Origin of the sequence: Pandoraea sp. NPDC087047 (genome assembly GCF_044745225.1) — a bacterium.
Taxonomy (GTDB): domain Bacteria; phylum Pseudomonadota; class Gammaproteobacteria; order Burkholderiales; family Burkholderiaceae; genus Pandoraea.
In genome coordinates, this window is the sequence record NZ_JBIUZU010000002.1 from 516,575 (window position 1) to 533,868 (window position 17,294).

At 61.6% G+C, this 17,294-nt stretch carries 19 protein-coding genes; 11 read left to right on the forward strand and 8 right to left on the reverse strand.

Features of this window, described 5'->3' with window-relative positions:
- The first annotated feature begins 110 nt into the window (after nucleotides 1–110).
- Together yjgA and mog are read left to right on the forward strand one after the other, a co-directional pair.
- Nucleotides 111–716 (forward strand): ribosome biogenesis factor YjgA, encoded by a 606-nt coding sequence (gene yjgA / locus ACIPHM_RS05040; RefSeq protein WP_400325120.1) that lies wholly within the window; start codon nucleotides 111–113, stop codon nucleotides 714–716.
- Nucleotides 716–1,336: a molybdopterin adenylyltransferase gene (gene mog, locus ACIPHM_RS05045; protein WP_400325122.1), complete on the forward strand. Its 621-nt coding sequence runs from the start codon at nucleotides 716–718 to the stop codon at nucleotides 1,334–1,336. Before yjgA ends, mog begins: the two co-directional genes overlap by 1 nt.
- Nucleotides 1,337–1,438: 102 nt before the next feature.
- Here the strand turns inward: mog and orn are convergent, their stop codons facing one another.
- Nucleotides 1,439–2,077 carry an oligoribonuclease gene (gene orn / locus ACIPHM_RS05050; protein WP_400325124.1) on the reverse strand — a complete coding sequence of 213 codons (639 nt, stop codon included), beginning with the start codon at nucleotides 2,075–2,077 and terminating at the stop codon, nucleotides 1,439–1,441.
- Between the two features lie 102 nt (nucleotides 2,078–2,179).
- Here orn and ACIPHM_RS05055 point away from each other — a divergent pair, with 102 nt between their 5' ends.
- Both ACIPHM_RS05055 and rsgA read left to right on the forward strand, forming a co-directional pair.
- Nucleotides 2,180–3,427 (forward strand): M48 family metallopeptidase, encoded by a 1,248-nt coding sequence (locus tag ACIPHM_RS05055; protein WP_400325126.1) that lies wholly within the window; start codon nucleotides 2,180–2,182, stop codon nucleotides 3,425–3,427.
- Nucleotides 3,424–4,362, forward strand: coding sequence for a ribosome small subunit-dependent GTPase A (gene rsgA / locus ACIPHM_RS05060; RefSeq protein ID WP_400325128.1), 939 nt, complete (start codon nucleotides 3,424–3,426; stop codon nucleotides 4,360–4,362). The genes ACIPHM_RS05055 and rsgA overlap by 4 nt, the downstream gene beginning before the upstream one ends.
- A 76-nt stretch (nucleotides 4,363–4,438) precedes the next feature.
- Here the strand turns inward: rsgA and ACIPHM_RS05065 are convergent, their stop codons facing one another.
- From ACIPHM_RS05065 to rpsP, 6 genes are all read right to left on the reverse strand, one after another.
- Nucleotides 4,439–5,377: a CobD/CbiB family protein gene (locus ACIPHM_RS05065; RefSeq protein ID WP_400325130.1), complete on the reverse strand. Its 939-nt coding sequence runs from the start codon at nucleotides 5,375–5,377 to the stop codon at nucleotides 4,439–4,441.
- Between the two features lie 135 nt (nucleotides 5,378–5,512).
- Nucleotides 5,513–6,199, reverse strand: coding sequence for a CoA pyrophosphatase (locus ACIPHM_RS05070; RefSeq protein WP_400325132.1), 687 nt, complete (start codon nucleotides 6,197–6,199; stop codon nucleotides 5,513–5,515).
- A 235-nt stretch (nucleotides 6,200–6,434) separates the two neighbouring features.
- Entirely contained in the window at nucleotides 6,435–6,821 is a 387-nt protein-coding gene (gene rplS, locus ACIPHM_RS05075; RefSeq protein ID WP_400325134.1) for a 50S ribosomal protein L19, read from the reverse strand.
- Between the two features lie 103 nt (nucleotides 6,822–6,924).
- On the reverse strand, nucleotides 6,925–7,695 hold the full coding sequence (gene trmD / locus ACIPHM_RS05080; RefSeq protein ID WP_400325136.1) for a tRNA (guanosine(37)-N1)-methyltransferase TrmD: 771 nt from the start codon (nucleotides 7,693–7,695) through the stop codon (nucleotides 6,925–6,927).
- A 60-nt stretch (nucleotides 7,696–7,755) separates the two neighbouring features.
- Nucleotides 7,756–8,397, reverse strand: coding sequence for a ribosome maturation factor RimM (gene rimM, locus ACIPHM_RS05085; RefSeq protein WP_400325138.1), 642 nt, complete (start codon nucleotides 8,395–8,397; stop codon nucleotides 7,756–7,758).
- A gap of 127 nt (nucleotides 8,398–8,524) precedes the next feature.
- Nucleotides 8,525–8,776 carry a 30S ribosomal protein S16 gene (gene rpsP, locus ACIPHM_RS05090; protein WP_400325140.1) on the reverse strand — a complete coding sequence of 84 codons (252 nt, stop codon included), beginning with the start codon at nucleotides 8,774–8,776 and terminating at the stop codon, nucleotides 8,525–8,527.
- A gap of 212 nt (nucleotides 8,777–8,988) precedes the next feature.
- Here rpsP and ACIPHM_RS05095 point away from each other — a divergent pair, with 212 nt between their 5' ends.
- The 5 genes from ACIPHM_RS05095 (at nucleotide 8,989) to ACIPHM_RS05115 (ending at nucleotide 14,034) form a co-directional block, all read left to right on the forward strand.
- Entirely contained in the window at nucleotides 8,989–10,275 is a 1,287-nt protein-coding gene (locus ACIPHM_RS05095; RefSeq protein ID WP_400325142.1) for a PQQ-dependent sugar dehydrogenase, read from the forward strand.
- A gap of 186 nt (nucleotides 10,276–10,461) precedes the next feature.
- The gene (locus tag ACIPHM_RS05100) at nucleotides 10,462–11,274 is read left to right on the forward strand and encodes a DUF4377 domain-containing protein (RefSeq protein WP_400325144.1); all 813 of its coding nucleotides are present in this window, start codon (nucleotides 10,462–10,464) and stop codon (nucleotides 11,272–11,274) included.
- A gap of 9 nt (nucleotides 11,275–11,283) precedes the next feature.
- Nucleotides 11,284–11,733, forward strand: a complete 450-nt coding sequence (locus tag ACIPHM_RS05105) for a hypothetical protein (RefSeq protein WP_400325146.1) — start codon at nucleotides 11,284–11,286, stop codon at nucleotides 11,731–11,733.
- 12 nt (nucleotides 11,734–11,745) lie between these two features.
- The gene (locus tag ACIPHM_RS05110; protein WP_400325148.1) at nucleotides 11,746–12,684 is read left to right on the forward strand and encodes a Rossmann-like and DUF2520 domain-containing protein; all 939 of its coding nucleotides are present in this window, start codon (nucleotides 11,746–11,748) and stop codon (nucleotides 12,682–12,684) included.
- A 183-nt stretch (nucleotides 12,685–12,867) separates the two neighbouring features.
- Complete coding sequence (locus ACIPHM_RS05115; protein WP_400325150.1) at nucleotides 12,868–14,034, forward strand: PA0069 family radical SAM protein; 1,167 nt, start codon at nucleotides 12,868–12,870, stop codon at nucleotides 14,032–14,034.
- Between the two features lie 109 nt (nucleotides 14,035–14,143).
- Here the strand turns inward: ACIPHM_RS05115 and ACIPHM_RS05120 are convergent, their stop codons facing one another.
- A complete protein-coding gene (locus ACIPHM_RS05120; protein ID WP_400325152.1) occupies nucleotides 14,144–14,632 on the reverse strand; it encodes an Lrp/AsnC ligand binding domain-containing protein in 489 nt (162 codons plus the stop codon).
- A gap of 104 nt (nucleotides 14,633–14,736) precedes the next feature.
- Here ACIPHM_RS05120 and ACIPHM_RS05125 point away from each other — a divergent pair, with 104 nt between their 5' ends.
- Nucleotides 14,737–16,023 carry a D-amino acid dehydrogenase gene (locus ACIPHM_RS05125; protein ID WP_400325154.1) on the forward strand — a complete coding sequence of 429 codons (1,287 nt, stop codon included), beginning with the start codon at nucleotides 14,737–14,739 and terminating at the stop codon, nucleotides 16,021–16,023.
- Nucleotides 16,024–16,120: 97 nt separating this feature from the next.
- Nucleotides 16,121–17,254, forward strand: a complete 1,134-nt coding sequence (ald, locus tag ACIPHM_RS05130) for an alanine dehydrogenase (protein ID WP_400325156.1) — start codon at nucleotides 16,121–16,123, stop codon at nucleotides 17,252–17,254.
- Nucleotides 17,255–17,294: the final 40 nt, after the last annotated feature.

A 17,294-nucleotide genomic window follows, 5' to 3' on the forward strand; every position in this document is an offset into this window, starting at 1 on the left:
CGATTCGGTCAGTGGCTGAATAGGAACCGCCATCTTAGCGCGACTTGCGCGCCATCGTGCGTAGGCCCAGCAACTATTTGGACGCCGCTCGCCGCGGTACAATAGCGCCCATGACGCACATTCAACGCTTTAACCGTATCGCTCACAGTGAGCTTGACGACGAAGGCCCCAGCAAATCCCAGCGCAAGCGCGAGTCGCATGCCCTGCAGGAACTGGGCGAGGAACTTGTCAATCTGGGCAAGGACGCGCTCGCTCGCGTGCCAATGCCCGAAAACCTCGACCGGGCCGTCCGGGACTGCCGGAAGATCACAGCGCACGAAGGCCGCCGCCGTCAACTCCAGTACGTGGGCAAGCAAATGCGCACGCTGGACGAGAAGGAAGTCGAGGCCATTCAACGCGCTCTGGACGTCATCAATGGTGTCTCGAAGGCAGAAACGGTCAAGCTGCATGCGCTCGAGCGCTGGCGCGAACGCCTGCTGGCCAAGGACGAGGCGCTCACCGAACTGCTCGCCCAGCATCCGAATGCCGACGCCCAGCAACTGCGCACGCTGATTCGCAACGCCCGCCGCGAGCAGGCCGCGCAAAAGCCGCCCAAGGCCTTCCGCGAACTGTTCCAGGTACTCAAGGATCTGCTCGGCACCAGCGCAGCGCAGGCCGAAACTTCGGACGATGCCGATAACGAGTTGCCGGAATTCCCAACCCGCGAGGATTATTGATGGTCGCCCGCTCACATCCGGACGAACTCCGCGTAGGTCTCGTGTCGATCAGCGACCGCGCGAGCCAGGGCACCTACGAAGATCAAGGCATCCCGGCGCTCCAGGCCTGGCTCGGCAGCGCGCTGACCTCGCCGTGGGTGTCGGAAACCCGTCTGATTCCCGACGACGCCCAGGGCATCACCGCCGCGTTGATCGAACTCGTCGATACGATGCACTGCGATCTGGTGCTCACCACCGGCGGCACCGGCCCGGCGCGGCGCGACGTCACGCCCGAAGCCACGCTGCAAGCGGGCACGAAGGAAATGCCAGGGTTCGGGGAACAGATGCGCCAGATCAGCCTGCGCTTCGTGCCCACGGCGATCCTCTCGCGTCAGGTGGCGGTCATTCGTGAAACCGCAAACCACGCGGCGCTCATCATCAATCTGCCCGGCCAGCCTAAGTCGATCAAGGAAACGCTTGAAGGTCTGCGCGATACCGACGGCAAGCCGGTCGTACCGGGCATTTTCGCTGCCGTCCCGTATTGTGTGGATCTGATCGGCGGTCCGTATATCGAGACCAACGAGGCGGTTTGCAAAGCCTTCCGCCCCAAGAACGCGATTCGCGCGCCGAAACCGGCATGACTGCGTGAGCACATGAAGGCCGGCTCATCCACTTCATCCATTTCTGCCTGAAAAAGCACAAACGCCAGCGAACTCGCTGGCGTTTGTGTCTGACCCGGCAAATCAGGCCGGGGTGGCCGCCCGTGAATCTGGTGCGCCCGGCACTGCCGTCTTCAGGAAGTGCTCGCGGTAGTACACGAGCTCGTCGATCGACTCGTGGATATCGGCGAGGGCAGTGTGCGCGCCGCGCTTGGTGAAACCCTTGTAGACCGTGGGCTCCCAGCGACGGCACAGCTCCTTGAGCGTGCTGACGTCCAGATTCCGGTAATGGAAAAAGGCTTCGAGCTTCGGCATGTAACGCGCCATGAAGCGCCGGTCCTGACAGATCGAATTGCCGCACATCGGCGACTTGTTGGGCGGCACGTATTGGGACAGGAACTCGATAAGCTGCGTTTCGGCCGACGCCTCGTCCACCGTCGACGCCTTGACGCGGTCGATCAGCCCCGAGCGGCCGTGGGTCGACTTGTTCCAATCGTCCATGCCATCGAGCACGGCGTCCGACTGATGGATGGCGAACACCGGGCCTTCGATACGGCGGGTGAGCGCAGAGTCCGTCACGACAACCGCAACTTCGATGATCCGGTCGCTATCGGGCTGCAAACCGGTCATTTCCATGTCGAGCCAGACCAAATTGAACTCGGCGCGTGCAAGCGTCGTCTCGGCGTCGGCAGGCGTGGGATTTTGGGATGGAATGGAAGACATGATCGGAAGACTCTGGAAAACGCATCGGTAGGCGACCGGTACGGCGCCTCGCCGGTCGAAAGAACTTATAATTCTCGCATACTTCGGATTCTCCTTAAGCGCATGTTCACTTATCTCTTCGTGATCTTCCTGCTGGCGATGGTCATGACCAAACTCTGGTTGGCTGCTCGTCAAGTTCGCCATGTGGTCACCCACCGGGCAGCCGTACCCGAGCGCTTCGCCGACACGATCACGCTGACCGACCATCAGCGCGCCGCCGATTACACCGTCGCCCGCACCCGCCTGGGCATGGCCGAGATCTTCGCTCAGGCGGTGCTGCTCGTCGCCTTCACACTGCTCGGCGGCCTGAACCTGCTGCACATCGGCATCTCCGGGTGGCTCGGCGAAGGCTACGTCGGTCAGATCGCATTGATCGCCGCGGTGCTGCTGATCTCCGGCATCATCGACCTGCCCTTCACCTATGTGCGGCAGTTCGTGATCGAACAGCGTTTCGGCTTCAATCGAATGTCGCTCGGGCTGTTTATCGCCGACATGGCCAAAGGCACAGCCGTCAGTGTCGTGCTCGGCTTGCCACTGCTGTTCGTCGTGCTTTGGCTGATGGACCGAGCGGGGCCACTGTGGTGGGTGTACACGTGGGTTGTCTGGGTTGCGTTCAATTTGTTCGTGCAGTTCATCTTCCCGCATGTGATCGCGCCGATGTTCAACAAATTCGAGCCGCTCTCGGATGTGTCGCTGGCGCAGCGCATCGAGGGTCTGATGCAGCGTTGCGGCTTCGCGGCGCGCGGATTGTTCGTGATGGACGGCTCGAAACGTTCGGCCCACGGCAACGCCTATTTCAGCGGCTTCGGCCGGGCCAAACGCATTGTGTTTTTCGATACGTTGATCGAGCGCCTCTCGCCCGCGGAAATCGAAGCTGTGCTGGCGCATGAGCTGGGCCACTTCAAGCGTCGCCACATCACCAAGCGTCTGGTCGTGGCCTTCGCCTTGTCGCTGGCCTTCCTCGCGCTGCTGGGGTGGCTCACCGGACGCACGTGGTTCTATACCGAACTCGGCGTCATGCCGTCGATGACGGGCAGCAACAACGCACTGGCGCTGGTGCTCTTCTTCCTCGTGCTGCCGGTGTTCGGCTTCTTCGCCAGTCCGCTGAGCAGCCTGACGTCGCGCAAACACGAGTTCGAGGCAGACGCCTTCGCCGCAAGCCAAACGCAGGCCAGCGATCTGATCAACGCGCTCGTGAAGCTATATCAGGACAACGCGTCGACGCTTACGCCCGACCCGGTCTACACGGCGTTCTACTACTCGCATCCACCAGCGTCCCAGCGCATCGACCGTCTGCTGGGGCACGCATGAAGCGCGGCGTCAAAGGTAACGCATCGCCCGACACCACCACGCAGGAACGATGCCATGGCCGCGTAGCCGCGGCTCACGGCCGTCACTACGTCGTGGAAGCCGACGACGGGGAAACGGTACTGTGTTTCCCGCGCGGCAAAAAGAGCGAAATTGCGGTCGGCGATGAAGTCTTGTGGGCTCGCACGGGCGATCAGGGTGTCATCGAAGAGATTCTGCCGCGTCGCAACCTGCTCTATCGTTCGGACCAGTTCAAGAGCAAGCTCTTTGCCGCCAACATCGATCAGTTGGTGATCATGCTGGCGACGGAGCCCTACTTCAGCGAGGATCTGCTCGGCCGCGCGCTCGTCGCTGCGCAAGCCAATGAGTTGCGCCCGCTGATCGTGCTCAACAAGACCGATGTGAGCGACGCCCTGCCCGCCGCTCGCGAGCGGCTTGCACCGTATCGTGCGCTGGGGTACGAGGTACTGGAGCTTTCCGTTCGCGCCGACCCGGACGCGGCGAAGGCATTGTTGCTGCCTCGTCTGGCGCATCAGGCTTCGCTACTGCTCGGGCAGTCGGGCATGGGCAAGTCGAGTCTCGTGAACCTTGTCGTACCCGATGCGGATGCCGCAACACGCGAAATCTCCACGGTGCTGAACTCGGGCAAACACACGACGACCTTCACGCGCATCTTTCACCTGCCTGACGGTGGGTTGCTCATCGATTCGCCGGGTTTCCAGGAGTTCGGCCTGCATCACCTCAAGGAAGGGGCGCTGGAGCGGGGCTTCCCCGAGTTTCGTCCGCTGCTCACCGGCTGCCGGTTCTACAACTGCCATCACCTGAAAGAGCCGGGCTGCGCCATTCTGGAAGCCGTTGCCGATGGTCGGATCTCGCCGCAACGCCACGCGCTTTATGCGCAGCTTGTCCACGAGTCGGAGCAGCAGATTCCCTATTGAGGCGAGACGCTCCGCTTACCCGGCAACAAAAAACCCCGCTTCGGCGGGGTTTTTCATTTGCGCTATTGCATCAACGTCAGCCTAACCAAACGGCGAGCGTCAGCAACAGCAACAGCAACATCCACAGCAGGACGGCTCGCCAGACCAGGCCGACAGCCGCTTGCAAGGTGCGCGGCGTACATTCGCTGCCAACCGGCAGAACGGCGTCATCCCCCTGACTGAGGGCATCGATACTGGAGACCTCCGCCAGCGGCCCGGTCAGTCGTGCACCGAGGGCACCGCTGCCAGCGGCCAGCAAGATGCCTTCGTTTTCGTTCGGCCATTGCTTGGCATAGTGACGCCATGCGTAGATCGCGTCTTCAAAGTTGCCGACAATCGCGAAGCCGATAGCGGTCAAACGCGCAGGCACCCAATCGATCACATAGAACGCCTTGCGCGCGAACGCACCGAACGCGGGACTACGATCGGGCGCTGCTTCCGTCCAGCGGCGCGAGAGATATTCCGCGAGACGGTACAGCACCGCTCCTGCCGGCCCCACCGGCATCAGAAACCAGAAGAACACGCCGAATACGTGACGGTGCGACGCGATGACCGCATGCAGCAATGTGTGACGCACGATCTCGTCTACTGGCATGTCGACCGTGTCGATCCCGATCCATTGACGAAGGATCTCACGCGCTTCATTCACGTTGTCGTTGTTCAGCGCAACGTGAATATCGGTGAAGTAGTGGCTGAACTGCCGGAAGCCCATCGTCAGGTAGACGATCAGCACGTTCCACGCAAAGCCCAGGAAAATATTGACCCGCATGAGCAGGTAATAGATGACGCCGACGGCCAACACGAAAGGCAGCACTACCACGAGCCACGCAAGCAAGCCGTGACGCGGCTGGCCGGCGTCGAACGACTGCGAAGTATGAGTCGCATGAGAGCGAATCAGGTTGTAGATCGGGTTTTGCGTGGAGAGGGCACGCACCTGCTCGAGGATCAGCGCGAGGAGTACCGAGAAGAATGTCATGCGTGCGATCAGATCACCAGACGGAATGGTGTAACGATAGCACAGCTTCCCGCAAATGCCCGCCCCATGCGCCTCGGCAACGCACTCACTTCGCACTTTAAGCAGGCAATTCGCGCGGTCGAATCGCCTTTCGCGTCAGGCCCGCAGAAGTTGGTAGAAATTACGCAGCATGCCGGCCGTCGCGCCCCAGATGAAGTACTCGCCGCCAGCAGGCTTCGGATAAGGCATCGCGTAAAACCGTCGCTCGCCGACCTGGTAGTTGAAGACGCGAATCTGATGGTGCGCAGGATTCATCAGGAAGTCGAGGGGCACTTCGAAGATTTCATCCACTTCGCCCGTGTCAGCCACGAGATCGAACGGTGGCTTGACCAGCCCCACGACCGGCGCAACACGAAAGCCTGTGCCCGTCACGTAATCCGGCAAACTTCCGATCACCTCCACGGCACCCGCGTCCAATCCGATTTCCTCACGCGACTCGCGCAAGGCCGTGGCTATCGGCGTTGGATCATCAGGCTCGCGGCTGCCGCCCGGAAAACTGACTTGTCCTGCGTGCGTACTCAGATGCTGCGTCCGCTTCGTGAGGAGTACGGTAGTCCCGTGGGGACGCATGACCAGCGGCACAAGAACCGCGGCCGCACGCGGCGTGAACATCGAAGGGGGAGCCAGTTCGAGAATCCCCGACTCCGGTTTCCAGAGCGGTGGACTGGCCAGACGATCTCGTAACGCTGATGGGGTCAGCCGCTCCGCCGGCACCGCAGGCTCGCCCTCGCCCGTCGAGACGATAGGTAACGCTTCAGGATGCAGGATGAGAGGTGGCGCCACGTAGACCTTTGATGGATGGACAACGTCGCTATTTTAACGAGGAAGCCGAAAACGCGTGCACGCAAAGAAAATTCTATTCGCCGGTCAATTCGCCGCATGTCGCGGTCATGACGCACCGCCGCATCGAAATAAATGCCTCGCGCACGGAACGAAAAAAGCACCCCGAAGGGTGCTTTTTCCATGCGGCTTTTTGCTGCACCCGGCCACGAGGCCGCCAGGCGTAGCGGCGTCCGACTTACTCGGCAGCAGCAGGCTTGCTCTTGAACGAGAGCTTTTCCTTGATACGTGCCGACTTGCCCGAACGCTCGCGCAGGTAGTACAGCTTGGCGCGACGAACGTCACCACGACGCTTGACTTCGATGCTGGCGATCAGCGGCGAGTACGTCTGGAACGTACGCTCAACGCCTTCACCCGATGAAATCTTACGAACGATGAAGCCCGAGTTCAGACCACGGTTACGCTTGGCGATCACGACACCTTCGTAAGCCTGAACACGCTTGCGCGTACCTTCAACCACGTTCACGTTGACGATCACGGTGTCGCCCGGGGCGAAGTCGGGGATCGTCTTGTTCGCGGTCAGACGCGCGATTTCTTCCTGCTCGATCTTGGCGATCAGATTCATTTACCACTCCTTGTGCCATCGTATCGGCGTTATATACCGGCGAGCCGGCCCCGATAGAGGATGGGTTCAAACCGAATGCCGTCCCCATGACGACATCCGCCACCTACTTGACCGACGTATCGGCCCGCAGGCTTGCCAGCCACGCCTCATCGGCACGGCTGAGCAATCCGTTGGCGCGCGCGCTCTCGATCAGATCGGGACGCTTGCGCCAGGTATTGGTCAACGCCTCGCGGCGTCGCCATTTTTCAATCTCTGCGTGATGTCCGCCTAACAAGACATCGGGCACACGCACGCCTTCATATTCTTCGGGCCGCGTGTAATGCGGACAATCGAGCAGACCATTGACGAAACTGTCTTGCTCGGCCGATTGTTCGTCGTTCAGCGCTCCCGGCAACAGCCGGATCAGCGAATCCATCAGTGCCATGGCGGGCAGTTCCCCACCCGACAGCACGAAATCGCCAACGCTGACCTCTTCGTCTACCACGCGATCGATCAAACGCTGATCGATGGCTTCGTAACGACCGCAGAGCAGAATCAGACCTTGCTCCTGCTCGCGCAACTCCACCACCCGACGATGCGTCAACGGCTTGCCCTGCGGCGACATCAACAACACGCGGCCACGGGGCACACCGGCTTCCGCCTGCGCCGCCTTCGCGGCAGCGATCGCGTCGTCGAGCGGCTTGGCGAGCATCACCATGCCCGGACCGCCGCCGTACGGCCGATCATCGATCGTGCGGTAATTGTTATGCGTGAAATCACGCGGATTCCAAAACCGCAGACCGTAGCGCGACTGCTTGAGCGCCCGGCTGGTGACGCCCCAGTCGGTCAGTGCCCGAAACATCTCGGGAAAGAGCGTGACGACGTCAAACTGCATCAGACCGGTTCCGTCCAGAGGTGCCCGGACGCAACAACGACCAGGCGGTCAATCGGTATCTCAGTAATCGAGACCCCAGTCAGCCACAATGCGCCCCGCCTCGATATCGACGGTTTGCACATATTGGCCAACGAACGGGATCAACCGTTCGGCGGTCTTTGCCGGCTTGTCGTCAACGGCAGGTGCTTCGTATGCGACACGCAACACGGTGTGCACGCCGTTATCGAGCAGCCCGACGACCTTGCCAAGCAATTCGTCCTGCAAATTCGTTACCTGGGCACCGATAAGGTCAACCCAGTAGAACTCGTCTTCGCCAGCCGATGGGAATGCACTGCGCGGCACCCAGACCTGAAGCCCCTTGAGAGCTTCCGCAGATGTCCGGTTATCGCTGCCACGCAATTGCGCGACGACGGTACCGGAATGCCCGCGACTGTGGAGCACATTGGCCTTGGTGTAGGCCGACTCACCAGGACGACGGAAATACCAGCAATCTGCGGACAAGAGGCCTTCGCCCTGCCCCGTGTGCGGCTGCACCTTGATCCAGCCGCGAATACCGTAGGCTTCGCCGATGTAACCGAGTTCGACGAGATCGTCGGGGATTTCGGTCACCGGGGCGAGCACCTGTTCTGCGCGCATGCCGGAGGCGCGACGCGCTTCAGCACCGATCTTCAGCGGTACCCGCTCACGTGCGGAACGAACCATGCCAATCCAACCTTGTGACGAACACACGGCGGTGCCTGCTCTAGATTGCTCGAGAGCAAGCACCGCCGTTCAATTCTCATGCCATCGGCAAACCGACAGCATACGTACAGCTCGACTAGCTGAAAGCTTAGGCAGCAGCCTTGGCGCCTTGCTTGATCAGACGAGCCACGGTCGGCGACAGTTGTGCGCCAACGCCTTGCCAGTGCGCCAGACGGTCTTGAGCAATGCGCAGACCTTCCGTGCCTTCGGCAGCGACCGGGTTGTAGAAGCCAATACGCTCGATGAAGCGGCCATCGCGGCGGTTACGCGAGTCGGTTGCAACGATGTTGTAGAACGGGCGCTTCTTCGCGCCGCCGCGAGCCAGGCGGATAACGACCATATTAAATCCTTGTGAATCCAGAAGTGTTCGGACAGAAAACGCGTGATTATAGCGCAAAACCCTCGTCAAAACAAACACTTCGCCAAACGGAAAGTACGTCACGCCAAGCCCCGCCCATATTGGGCCGTCTTTACGACGGTCTGTACGACGCTGCCGCCCCTGGCGGGCACTGGTCTACAATGCACGCATCCTTTGTGCGAAGCGAGCCCTGCATGCGACGATTTCCCGATGGATGGCAATTTCCCCTCCGGCCGCTCTGGCCGGCAAGGATCACCGCGCGGGTTGCCCGTCTGGCCGCCCCCGACCGGCGGGCGCATCAAATCGTCGCTCGGACTCAGTGCCCCGCCGAACACCCTACCCGAAGTTTTCCCCGGCCCACCGCGGCACGCCAGACTGCGATTCTTCTGGTCGCGGCACTAATCTCCGGCCCACGGCTCGCGGCCGCACGCGACGCACTTCCCATCGAACGTTTGTCGCTGCCTCCCGGCTTTTACGTCGAAGTGCTGTCCGATCAGGTTCCGGGCGCTCGCGGCATGGTGCTTGGCCCGAAAGGCACACTATTTGTCGGCAGCCGCGCACAAGGGGATGTCTATGCCATCACCCTCGACCCGTCGCGCGCCTACGCCGCAAGAGTCCGGACGGTGGCCTCGGGCCTGAATATGCCGGTCGGTGTCGCCATGCGCAACGGCGCACTCTATATCTCGGCGGTCTCACGCATCGTCAAGCTCGACGACATCGAAAACCGTCTCGACAACCCCGGCAATCCGACTGTCGTCTACGACAAACTCCCGACCGAGAGTCATCACGGCTGGCGATATATCGCCTTTGGCCCCGATCAGCGCCTGTATGTGGGCGTGGGCGCGCCGTGCAATGTGTGCAAGCGCGACGAGAATCGGTACGCGATGATCGGCAGCATGAGACCGGACGGCACCGACTGGCGAGTCGTGGCCCGAGGCGTGCGCAATACCGTGGGGTTCGACTGGCAACCCGGGACCAATACGCTCTGGTTCACGGACAATGGCCGCGACCTGCTCGGCGACGATGTCCCTGACGACGAACTCAACCGGCTTACCCGCGTTGGCGAGCATTTCGGATTTCCTTACTGCCATGCCGGCGACGTAGCCGATCCCGAGTTCGGACGAGAGAAGCCTTGCAGCGCCTTTACCCCGCCAGTGACAAAACTCGGTGCGCACGTGGCAGCACTCGGCATGCGCTTCTATACAGGTAAACAATTCCCCGAGGAATATCGCGGCAGTATCTTTATTGCGGAACACGGCTCCTGGAACCGAAGCCACAAGGTGGGTTACCGGGTCGTGCGTGTTGTCCTCGATGCGAAGGGCAACGTTGCCAAACAGGAAGTCTTCGCGCAAGGCTGGCTCGGCGAAAACGAATCCGTCTGGGGTCGCCCGGTCGATCTCCTGACCTTGCCAGACGGCTCCCTATTAATTAGCGACGACTACGCAGGTGCGATATATCGCATTACGTACCGAAAACCATAGGGACACCGTATGACAGGCGTCTTCATCCATCGGGAAGCCACCCCCGGACCCGCGCAAGGAACTGTTCCAGCGCACGTCCGGTCAACCCTCCACGGTATTCACGGCACCGTTAGAACACATCATCCCCTGTTCAACGCGATATTTTCGCCGTCCCTGCCCTCTTCGCAACTTCGCCCATACACCATCATGACCCAACGCCTACTCTCGTTCATGCCGTCATCGTTCGCCTCCTATCTGGCGACCCTCCTTGTGCCGGCCGCCATGCTGGCGGGTTGCGCAGCCCCCTCGGGGGGCGGCGCCAATCCGACTTCGACACCCACCGAAAGCCCCGCAGCCGCAACCGCCCCGGCCGATATTCTCGGCACCTGGCAATTGGTGAAATGGGAAGGTGCGGGCGACGCACCGAGTTTGCCCGAAGGTCGCGTGATCAACCTGACCTTCAATGACAAGGGGGCGTTCTCCGGCACCGGCGGATGCAACCGAATCTTCGGCCAATACACAATCGGGCCGGGCAAGGGGCAAGTCAGCATTCAGGCTCCGGCCACGACGCGCATGGCCTGTCCGGATTCGATGGCATTCGAAGACCGTTATCTCAAGACACTCCCCCTCGTGGCCCGCTTCGAACGCCGCGACACGCAGTTGATTCTGAGCGTACCGAACGGCGATACGCTGACCTACGCCTCGCAGACGCTGCTCAATCAGCCGATAGCCGGCACCAGTGGCACAAAGACGACGCAGGACCGTATTCTCGACGTCGACTCGCAAATGGCCGACTGCGTAGGTGTGGCACCGCGCAAATGCCTGCGCGTGCGCAGCGCCGACGATTCCGGCAAATCGCAATGGGAACTCTGGTACGCCCACATCGATGGATTCGACTGGAAGCCCGGCGTAGAATACCGCGTGAAAATTCACGGCGAACCCGTCGCCAATCCGCCCGCCGACGCTTCGAACATGCGCTGGACGCTTGTCGAAGTCATTCGCGAAACGCCTGCCCGATAACCATTCCAAATGAACGCAGTCGCTTACAAATCCAAGACTCTGACCGCCGGCCTCGCCATGCTGTTCGGCACACTCGGCCTGCATCGCTTCTACCTGTATGGTTTGCGTGACCGCTTCGGCTGGGCCCATGTCGTGGGTTCGGCATGCGGTGTGGCGGGTTGGGGGCTGCTGGTCACGAGCGAACTGCGTTCTGGTGCGGGATGGGGGCTGACGATTCTCGGCGCCATCTCGCTGTTCTCGGCGTTCCTCGCGGCGATCGTCTACGGACTGCGCCCCGACGAACGCTGGAACGCCCAGTTCAACACCAACGTCCCGAACAAGTCGCGCTCCGGCTGGATTGCCGTCATCATCGTGAGCGTGTCGTTGTTCGTCGGCGCCATGCTGATGATGGTCGGCCTCGCCGTCGCGTTCCAGACCTACTTTGAAACGCACGACACGCCGAACCGCCTGTCGCAATAACGTCCGAGCACAATGTCCGACACCCTGCCCCTCTCCCCTCGACCAACACTGGGCTTCATCGGTGCCGGACGTGTTGCCCGCGCGCTGGCGAGCGCTGCGACTCAAGCTAACTACGACGTGTCGGTCGTTGCAAGCCGGAATGCAGACAGCGCGCAACGTATCGGGGCGGCACTCCCGAATTGCGAGACATTGACGGTTGATCGCCCTGAAGATATGAACGCCGTCTTCTCGCGAGCGGATCTGGTTTTCCTTACCGTTCCCGATGACGCCATTGGCTCGTGCGCCGCGTATCTTGCACCGCACGCCGGTCAGGCGCTTGTGCATTGCAGCGGTGCATCCGAAGTCGGGTTGCTTGCCCCCGCGACGCAGCACGGCGGGCAGATCGGGGGCTTCCATCCGCTGTTTCTGTTCGCCGGACTCGATGACGACGCCACCCGCTTGTCCGGCAGTGCGATCACCATCGAGGCCGATACGCCGCTGAACGAAATCCTTCAACGTCTCGCGAGCGACATTGGCTGCCGAGCGCTGTCGATCCCGCCGGGTGAGCGCATGCAATATCACGCGGGTGCCAACTACGCGGCGAGTTTTCTGCTTTGTCTGCTCGACGAAGCGACCCATCTCTGGCAAGCCATCGGCATGTCGGAGAACGACGCCCGCGAGGCCATGTGGCCGCTCGTCATTGGCACACTCAATGCGGCGCGCGAACGCGGGCTCTCTGGCGCGCTTGCCGGGCCGGTGTCGCGGGGCGATGCCGGTATCGTCACACGTCACACCGAAGCGCTTGCCAGCATGGGTGGCAATCACGCGACGCTTTACTCGCTGCTCACCCTTCGCGCCATCCACCTTGCCCGTCAGCGGACGAATGCGGATAGCACCGCCCTCGACGCCATCGCTCGCGCCGTCGCGCCGTACATCCCGCCGTGCTCCCCCTCCCCCGAGAGCAACACATAAAACCAGCCAGGATTCCCAGTACATCTTCGCCGCCCGCAAGGGCCAGGCCGGCACCCCCATCGTTTCGAAAATCATCATCGTCGCCCTCCGTCCGAATACTGTATAAAAACACAGTATAATGACAGGCATTCCCTGCGGATGCCCCTCATCCGCGACAGGGGTTGTTATTTCAGGAGACGAGTCATGGCTTCCTCATTTGCGCCGCCCCCGTCGCGCAAGGGCCGAGGCGCCACCGCCAATCTCGAGTCGCGCTTTTCCGAGTTCCACCGCGAGAGTGACGAAACTCGCCATGAATCGGACGCAGCCCAAGAATGTGAGGTCAAATTCGTGACACAGGTCGCGCTGGAAAACGCGCGAACGATCATCTCCCGCAACACCTCGTCGGACATTCCTTTCGACCGCTCGATCAACCCCTACCGAGGTTGCGAGCACGGCTGCACTTATTGTTTTGCCCGCCCTACGCATGCCTATCTCGGGCTTTCCCCTGGGTTGGACTTCGAGACCCGCCTGTACGCAAAGCACAACGCAGCCGAGCGGCTCGACGCCGAACTGCGCAAACGCGGTTATCAACCCGCCCTGCTCGCGCTTGGCGCGAACACCGACCCCTATCAGCCCATCGAGCGGGAATACGGTATTACGCGCAGCGTGCTGGAAGTTCTGGAACGTTTCGGGCATCCCGTAGGCATCACAACGAAATCGGCGCTAGTCACACGCGATATCGATATTCTGTCGCGCATGGCGCAGCGCGGTCTGGCGCGTGTTTTCATTTCCGTGGGAACGCTTGACGCGGACATTGCCCGCAAGATGGAGCCTCGGGCGAACACGCCCGTCCGTCGTATCGACGCGATTCGCAAGCTGACGGATGCAGGCATTCCGACCGGCGTGATTGTCGCCCCGATCGTGCCCGCGCTCACCGATTTCGATATCGAGCGGGTATTGACGACAGCCGCCGACGCCGGCGCAACCTACGCCGCGTATGTAATGCTCCGCTTACCGCGTGAAGTTCACGACGTGTTCGTCGATTGGCTTGAGGCGAATTACCCGATGCGAGCACGTCATGTGATGAGTCTGATCGAACAGGTACGCGACGGTAAGCACAACAGCTCGGAGTTCGGCACGCGCATGCGCGGCACCGGATTGCATGCCGAATTGATCCGGCAGCGCTTTCATCTCGCGGCCCGCAAGTTGGGCCTCAATCAGGCCAGACCGCCGCTGCGAAACGATCACTTCAGCGTCCCGGATCCCGCCCCGTCTGCCAACGGCGACGGAGGGAATCGCAACGGACCGCATCAAGGCAATGCGGCGTCTGCCCCTTCAGGCAAGGTCGACCCGCAAATGCCACTGTTTTAGTCGGCCGAGCCGACTCCCGGACACCCCATCCTGCGGCCCGGACGATGCCAGGCCCCGGAAGCCAGCAACGTACGCCCCCCCACAAAAGAGTCCCTTATCTACGCCGTGCTCACTCCTCGACGTGGACCGTGAGGGTTTCCTTGATCTCCTCCATTACGACGTAGCTCTTCGACTGCACGGCACCGGGCAACTGGAGAAGGATGTCTCCGAGCAACTTGCGGTATTCGGACATCTCACGAATGCGGGCCTTGATGAGGTAGTCGAAGTCTCCCGAGATCAGATGGCACTCCATCACCTCCGGGATTCGCAGAACCTCCCGGCGGAACTGGTCGAACATATTGCCGGACTTGTGATCGAGCGTGATCTCGACGAACACCAGCAGCGCCGCGCCGAGCGCCGCCGGATTCACTCGGGCGAAATATCCCATGATCACGCCGTCACGCTCCATACGCTTTACGCGTTCGATGCACGGGGTAATCGACAGGCCGACCTGCTCTGAGAGATCCTTCATCGACATCCGCCCGTCCTGCTGGAGCAGCATGAGGATACGCCGATCGAGCCGATCCAGCGTCCGGATCGATTGCTGCTGTACTCTCATTATTTATTCCTGAATTTTGGCTATATACATTAACTAAACCTGCCAATCCGAGAATAGCATGCGAATTATTACTGCATAACTATGGTTTTACAGGAGTCCACGCAATGAAGGTCATCGTTCTCGGCAGCGGCGTCATCGGCGTTACCAGCGCCTACTACCTGGCAAAGGCCGGGCATGACGTCACGGTGCTCGATCGTCAGGCAGGTCCGGCGCTTGAGACCAGCTTCGGCAACGCTGGCCAGATTTCGCCGGGCTATGCGTCGCCATGGGCCGCCCCCGGGATTCCGACAAAGGCCATCAAGTGGCTCTTCCAGAAGCACGCCCCGCTCGCCATCCGTCCGGACGGCACGCTCACGCAACTCAAGTGGCTCTATCAGATGCTGCGCAATTGCACGCCCGAGCGTTACGCCGTCAACAAGGAACGCATGGTGCGTATCGCCGAATACAGCCGCGATTGCTTCCGCGATCTGCGTGCGCAAACCGGCATCGCCTACGAAGGCCGTCAGGCTGGCACGCTGCAACTGTTCCGCACCGAAGAGCAATTAGCGAACGCGGCGCGAGATATCGCGGTCCTCGAGGAAGCCGGCGTCCCGTTCGAACTGCTCGACAGCAAGGCACTGGCCGGCGCAGAGCCTGCATTGGCGGCGGTCTCGGACAAGCTCACAGGTGGCCTGCGCTTGCCGAACGACGAGACGGGCGATTGCCAAATGTTCACAACGCGTCTGGCGGCAATGGCCGAGGCGCTCGGCGTAAATTTCCGTTACGACATGCCGATCGACGGACTGCAAGTTGCGGGCGACAAAATCGGGGGCGTCGTTTGCGCAGGCACGTTGCAACGCGCTGACGCCTATGTCGTGGCACTCGGCTCCTACTCCACGCCGTTCCTGCGTGGGATCGTCGACATCCCGGTGTATCCGCTCAAGGGCTACTCGATCACCGTACCGATCGTCGATGCCTCGCGTGCGCCGGTGTCGACCATCCTGGACGAAACCTACAAGATTGCCGTTACGCGGTTTGAGGACCGCATTCGCGTCGGCGGCATGGCCGAAGTGGTCGGCTACAACAAGGCGCTCAATCCGGCACGTCGCGCTACGCTGGAGATGGTCGTCAACGATCTGTACCCCGGTGCGGGCAATACCGCCGAGGCCTCGTTCTGGACGGGCCTGCGCCCGATGACACCGGACGGCACGCCGATCGTCGGCGCCACGGCACTGCGCAACCTGTTCGTGAACACGGGGCATGGCACGCTGGGCTGGACGATGTCCTGCGGCTCGGGCCAGTTGCTGGCGGATCTGATGTCGGGACGCCGGCCGGCCATTCTCGCCGACGACCTATCGGTGGCGCGCTACAGTGGCGCGTCCGACGCGCAGGTCCAACCGGCCTTCGCCTGATCTTCAGAACGGCACCTTCGGGTGCCGTTTTTGTTTGAGCCTTACCCCGTTGCTGTACTCGCTGTTCGCTAACACATCACAACAAAGGAGACGCATCATGAAAATCGGTGTACCCAAGGAGATCAAGAACCACGAATACCGCGTAGGCATGACGCCCGCAGCCGTACGCGAAGTGGTGGCACGCGGGCACGAGGTATGGATCGAGACACAAGCCGGCCAGGGCATCGGAATGGACGACACCGTCTACGCTGCCGCCGGTGCGCGCATCGCCGCCAATGCCGTCGACGTCTTCGACCGTGCCGAACTGATCGTCAAGGTCAAGGAACCGCAGGCCGTCGAGCGCGCCCGATTGCGGCCTCATCACACGCTCTTCACGTATCTCCACCTCGCACCTGATCCTGAGCAGACACGCGATTTGATCAAGAGCGGCGCCACTTGTATTGCGTATGAAACGGTGACGTCCGCAAGCGGCGGGCTGCCGTTACTCGCCCCGATGTCCGAGGTCGCAGGACGCATGTCGATTCAGGCTGGCGCAACCGCGCTCGAAAAAACGCACGGCGGATTGGGCCTCCTGCTCTCCGGGGTCCCGGGCGTGGAGGCGGGCAAGGTTGTCATTCTGGGCGGTGGCGTCGTCGGCACCAACGCAGCGACCATAGCTGTCGGCATCGGCGCACAAGTCACGGTCATCGACAAATCCGTCGACGCGTTGCGACGCATCAGCGCACAGTTCGGTGGACGGGTACAGACGGTCTATTCGACGCAACACGCCATCGAAACCCATTTGCGAGACGCCGACCTCGTCATCGGCGGCGTGCTCATTCCGGGGGCCGCCGCGCCCAAGCTCATCACGCGCGCGATGCTCGGTCTCATGCGCAAGGGCTCGGTCATCGTCGATGTCGCGATCGACCAAGGGGGATGCTGCGAGACGTCGCACCCGACCACTCACGCAGATCCGGTCTACGTGGTCGAAGGCGTAGTGCATTACTGCGTAGCCAATATGCCGGGGGGCGTACCGCGTACCTCGACGTTCGCCCTGAACAACGTCACGCTGCCGTTCATCCTGCAACTGGCCGATCACGGCGCGGTGGCTGCGATGCGCGCGGATTCGCACTTGCTCGCCGGCCTTAACGTGGCGCGCGGCATGGTGACAAACCGCGGCGTGGCAGACGCGCTGGGGCTGGTGTACCACGACCCGCACGCCGTGCTGGCGAACCTGTCGGCCGCCGCGTGAGCCGGCTAGACCTAGTAGCTACCGAGCCACCGAACCGAAC

Bases quoted from the DNA above. Each gene is read 5' to 3' on its own strand.
- ald (WP_400325156.1), top strand. From the start codon at position 16,121: ATGAAAATCGGTGTACCCAAGGAGATCAAGAACCACGAATACCGCGTA.
- mog (WP_400325122.1), top strand. From the start codon at position 716: ATGGTCGCCCGCTCACATCCGGACGAACTCCGCGTAGGTCTCGTGTCG.
- ACIPHM_RS05115 (WP_400325150.1), top strand. From the start codon at position 12,868: ATGGCTTCCTCATTTGCGCCGCCCCCGTCGCGCAAGGGCCGAGGCGCC.
- yjgA (WP_400325120.1), top strand. From the start codon at position 111: ATGACGCACATTCAACGCTTTAACCGTATCGCTCACAGTGAGCTTGAC.
- rpsP (WP_400325140.1), bottom strand. From the start codon at position 8,776: ATGGTCGTTATCCGCCTGGCTCGCGGCGGCGCGAAGAAGCGCCCGTTC.
- rsgA (WP_400325128.1), top strand. From the start codon at position 3,424: ATGAAGCGCGGCGTCAAAGGTAACGCATCGCCCGACACCACCACGCAG.
- ACIPHM_RS05055 (WP_400325126.1), top strand. From the start codon at position 2,180: ATGTTCACTTATCTCTTCGTGATCTTCCTGCTGGCGATGGTCATGACC.
- rplS (WP_400325134.1), bottom strand. From the start codon at position 6,821: ATGAATCTGATCGCCAAGATCGAGCAGGAAGAAATCGCGCGTCTGACC.
- ACIPHM_RS05125 (WP_400325154.1), top strand. From the start codon at position 14,737: ATGAAGGTCATCGTTCTCGGCAGCGGCGTCATCGGCGTTACCAGCGCC.
- ACIPHM_RS05095 (WP_400325142.1), top strand. From the start codon at position 8,989: ATGCGACGATTTCCCGATGGATGGCAATTTCCCCTCCGGCCGCTCTGG.
- ACIPHM_RS05110 (WP_400325148.1), top strand. From the start codon at position 11,746: ATGTCCGACACCCTGCCCCTCTCCCCTCGACCAACACTGGGCTTCATC.
- ACIPHM_RS05100 (WP_400325144.1), top strand. From the start codon at position 10,462: ATGACCCAACGCCTACTCTCGTTCATGCCGTCATCGTTCGCCTCCTAT.
- ACIPHM_RS05065 (WP_400325130.1), bottom strand. From the start codon at position 5,377: ATGACATTCTTCTCGGTACTCCTCGCGCTGATCCTCGAGCAGGTGCGT.
- orn (WP_400325124.1), bottom strand. From the start codon at position 2,077: ATGTCTTCCATTCCATCCCAAAATCCCACGCCTGCCGACGCCGAGACG.
- trmD (WP_400325136.1), bottom strand. From the start codon at position 7,695: ATGCAGTTTGACGTCGTCACGCTCTTTCCCGAGATGTTTCGGGCACTG.
- ACIPHM_RS05120 (WP_400325152.1), bottom strand. From the start codon at position 14,632: ATGAGAGTACAGCAGCAATCGATCCGGACGCTGGATCGGCTCGATCGG.
- rimM (WP_400325138.1), bottom strand. From the start codon at position 8,397: ATGGTTCGTTCCGCACGTGAGCGGGTACCGCTGAAGATCGGTGCTGAA.
- ACIPHM_RS05105 (WP_400325146.1), top strand. From the start codon at position 11,284: ATGAACGCAGTCGCTTACAAATCCAAGACTCTGACCGCCGGCCTCGCC.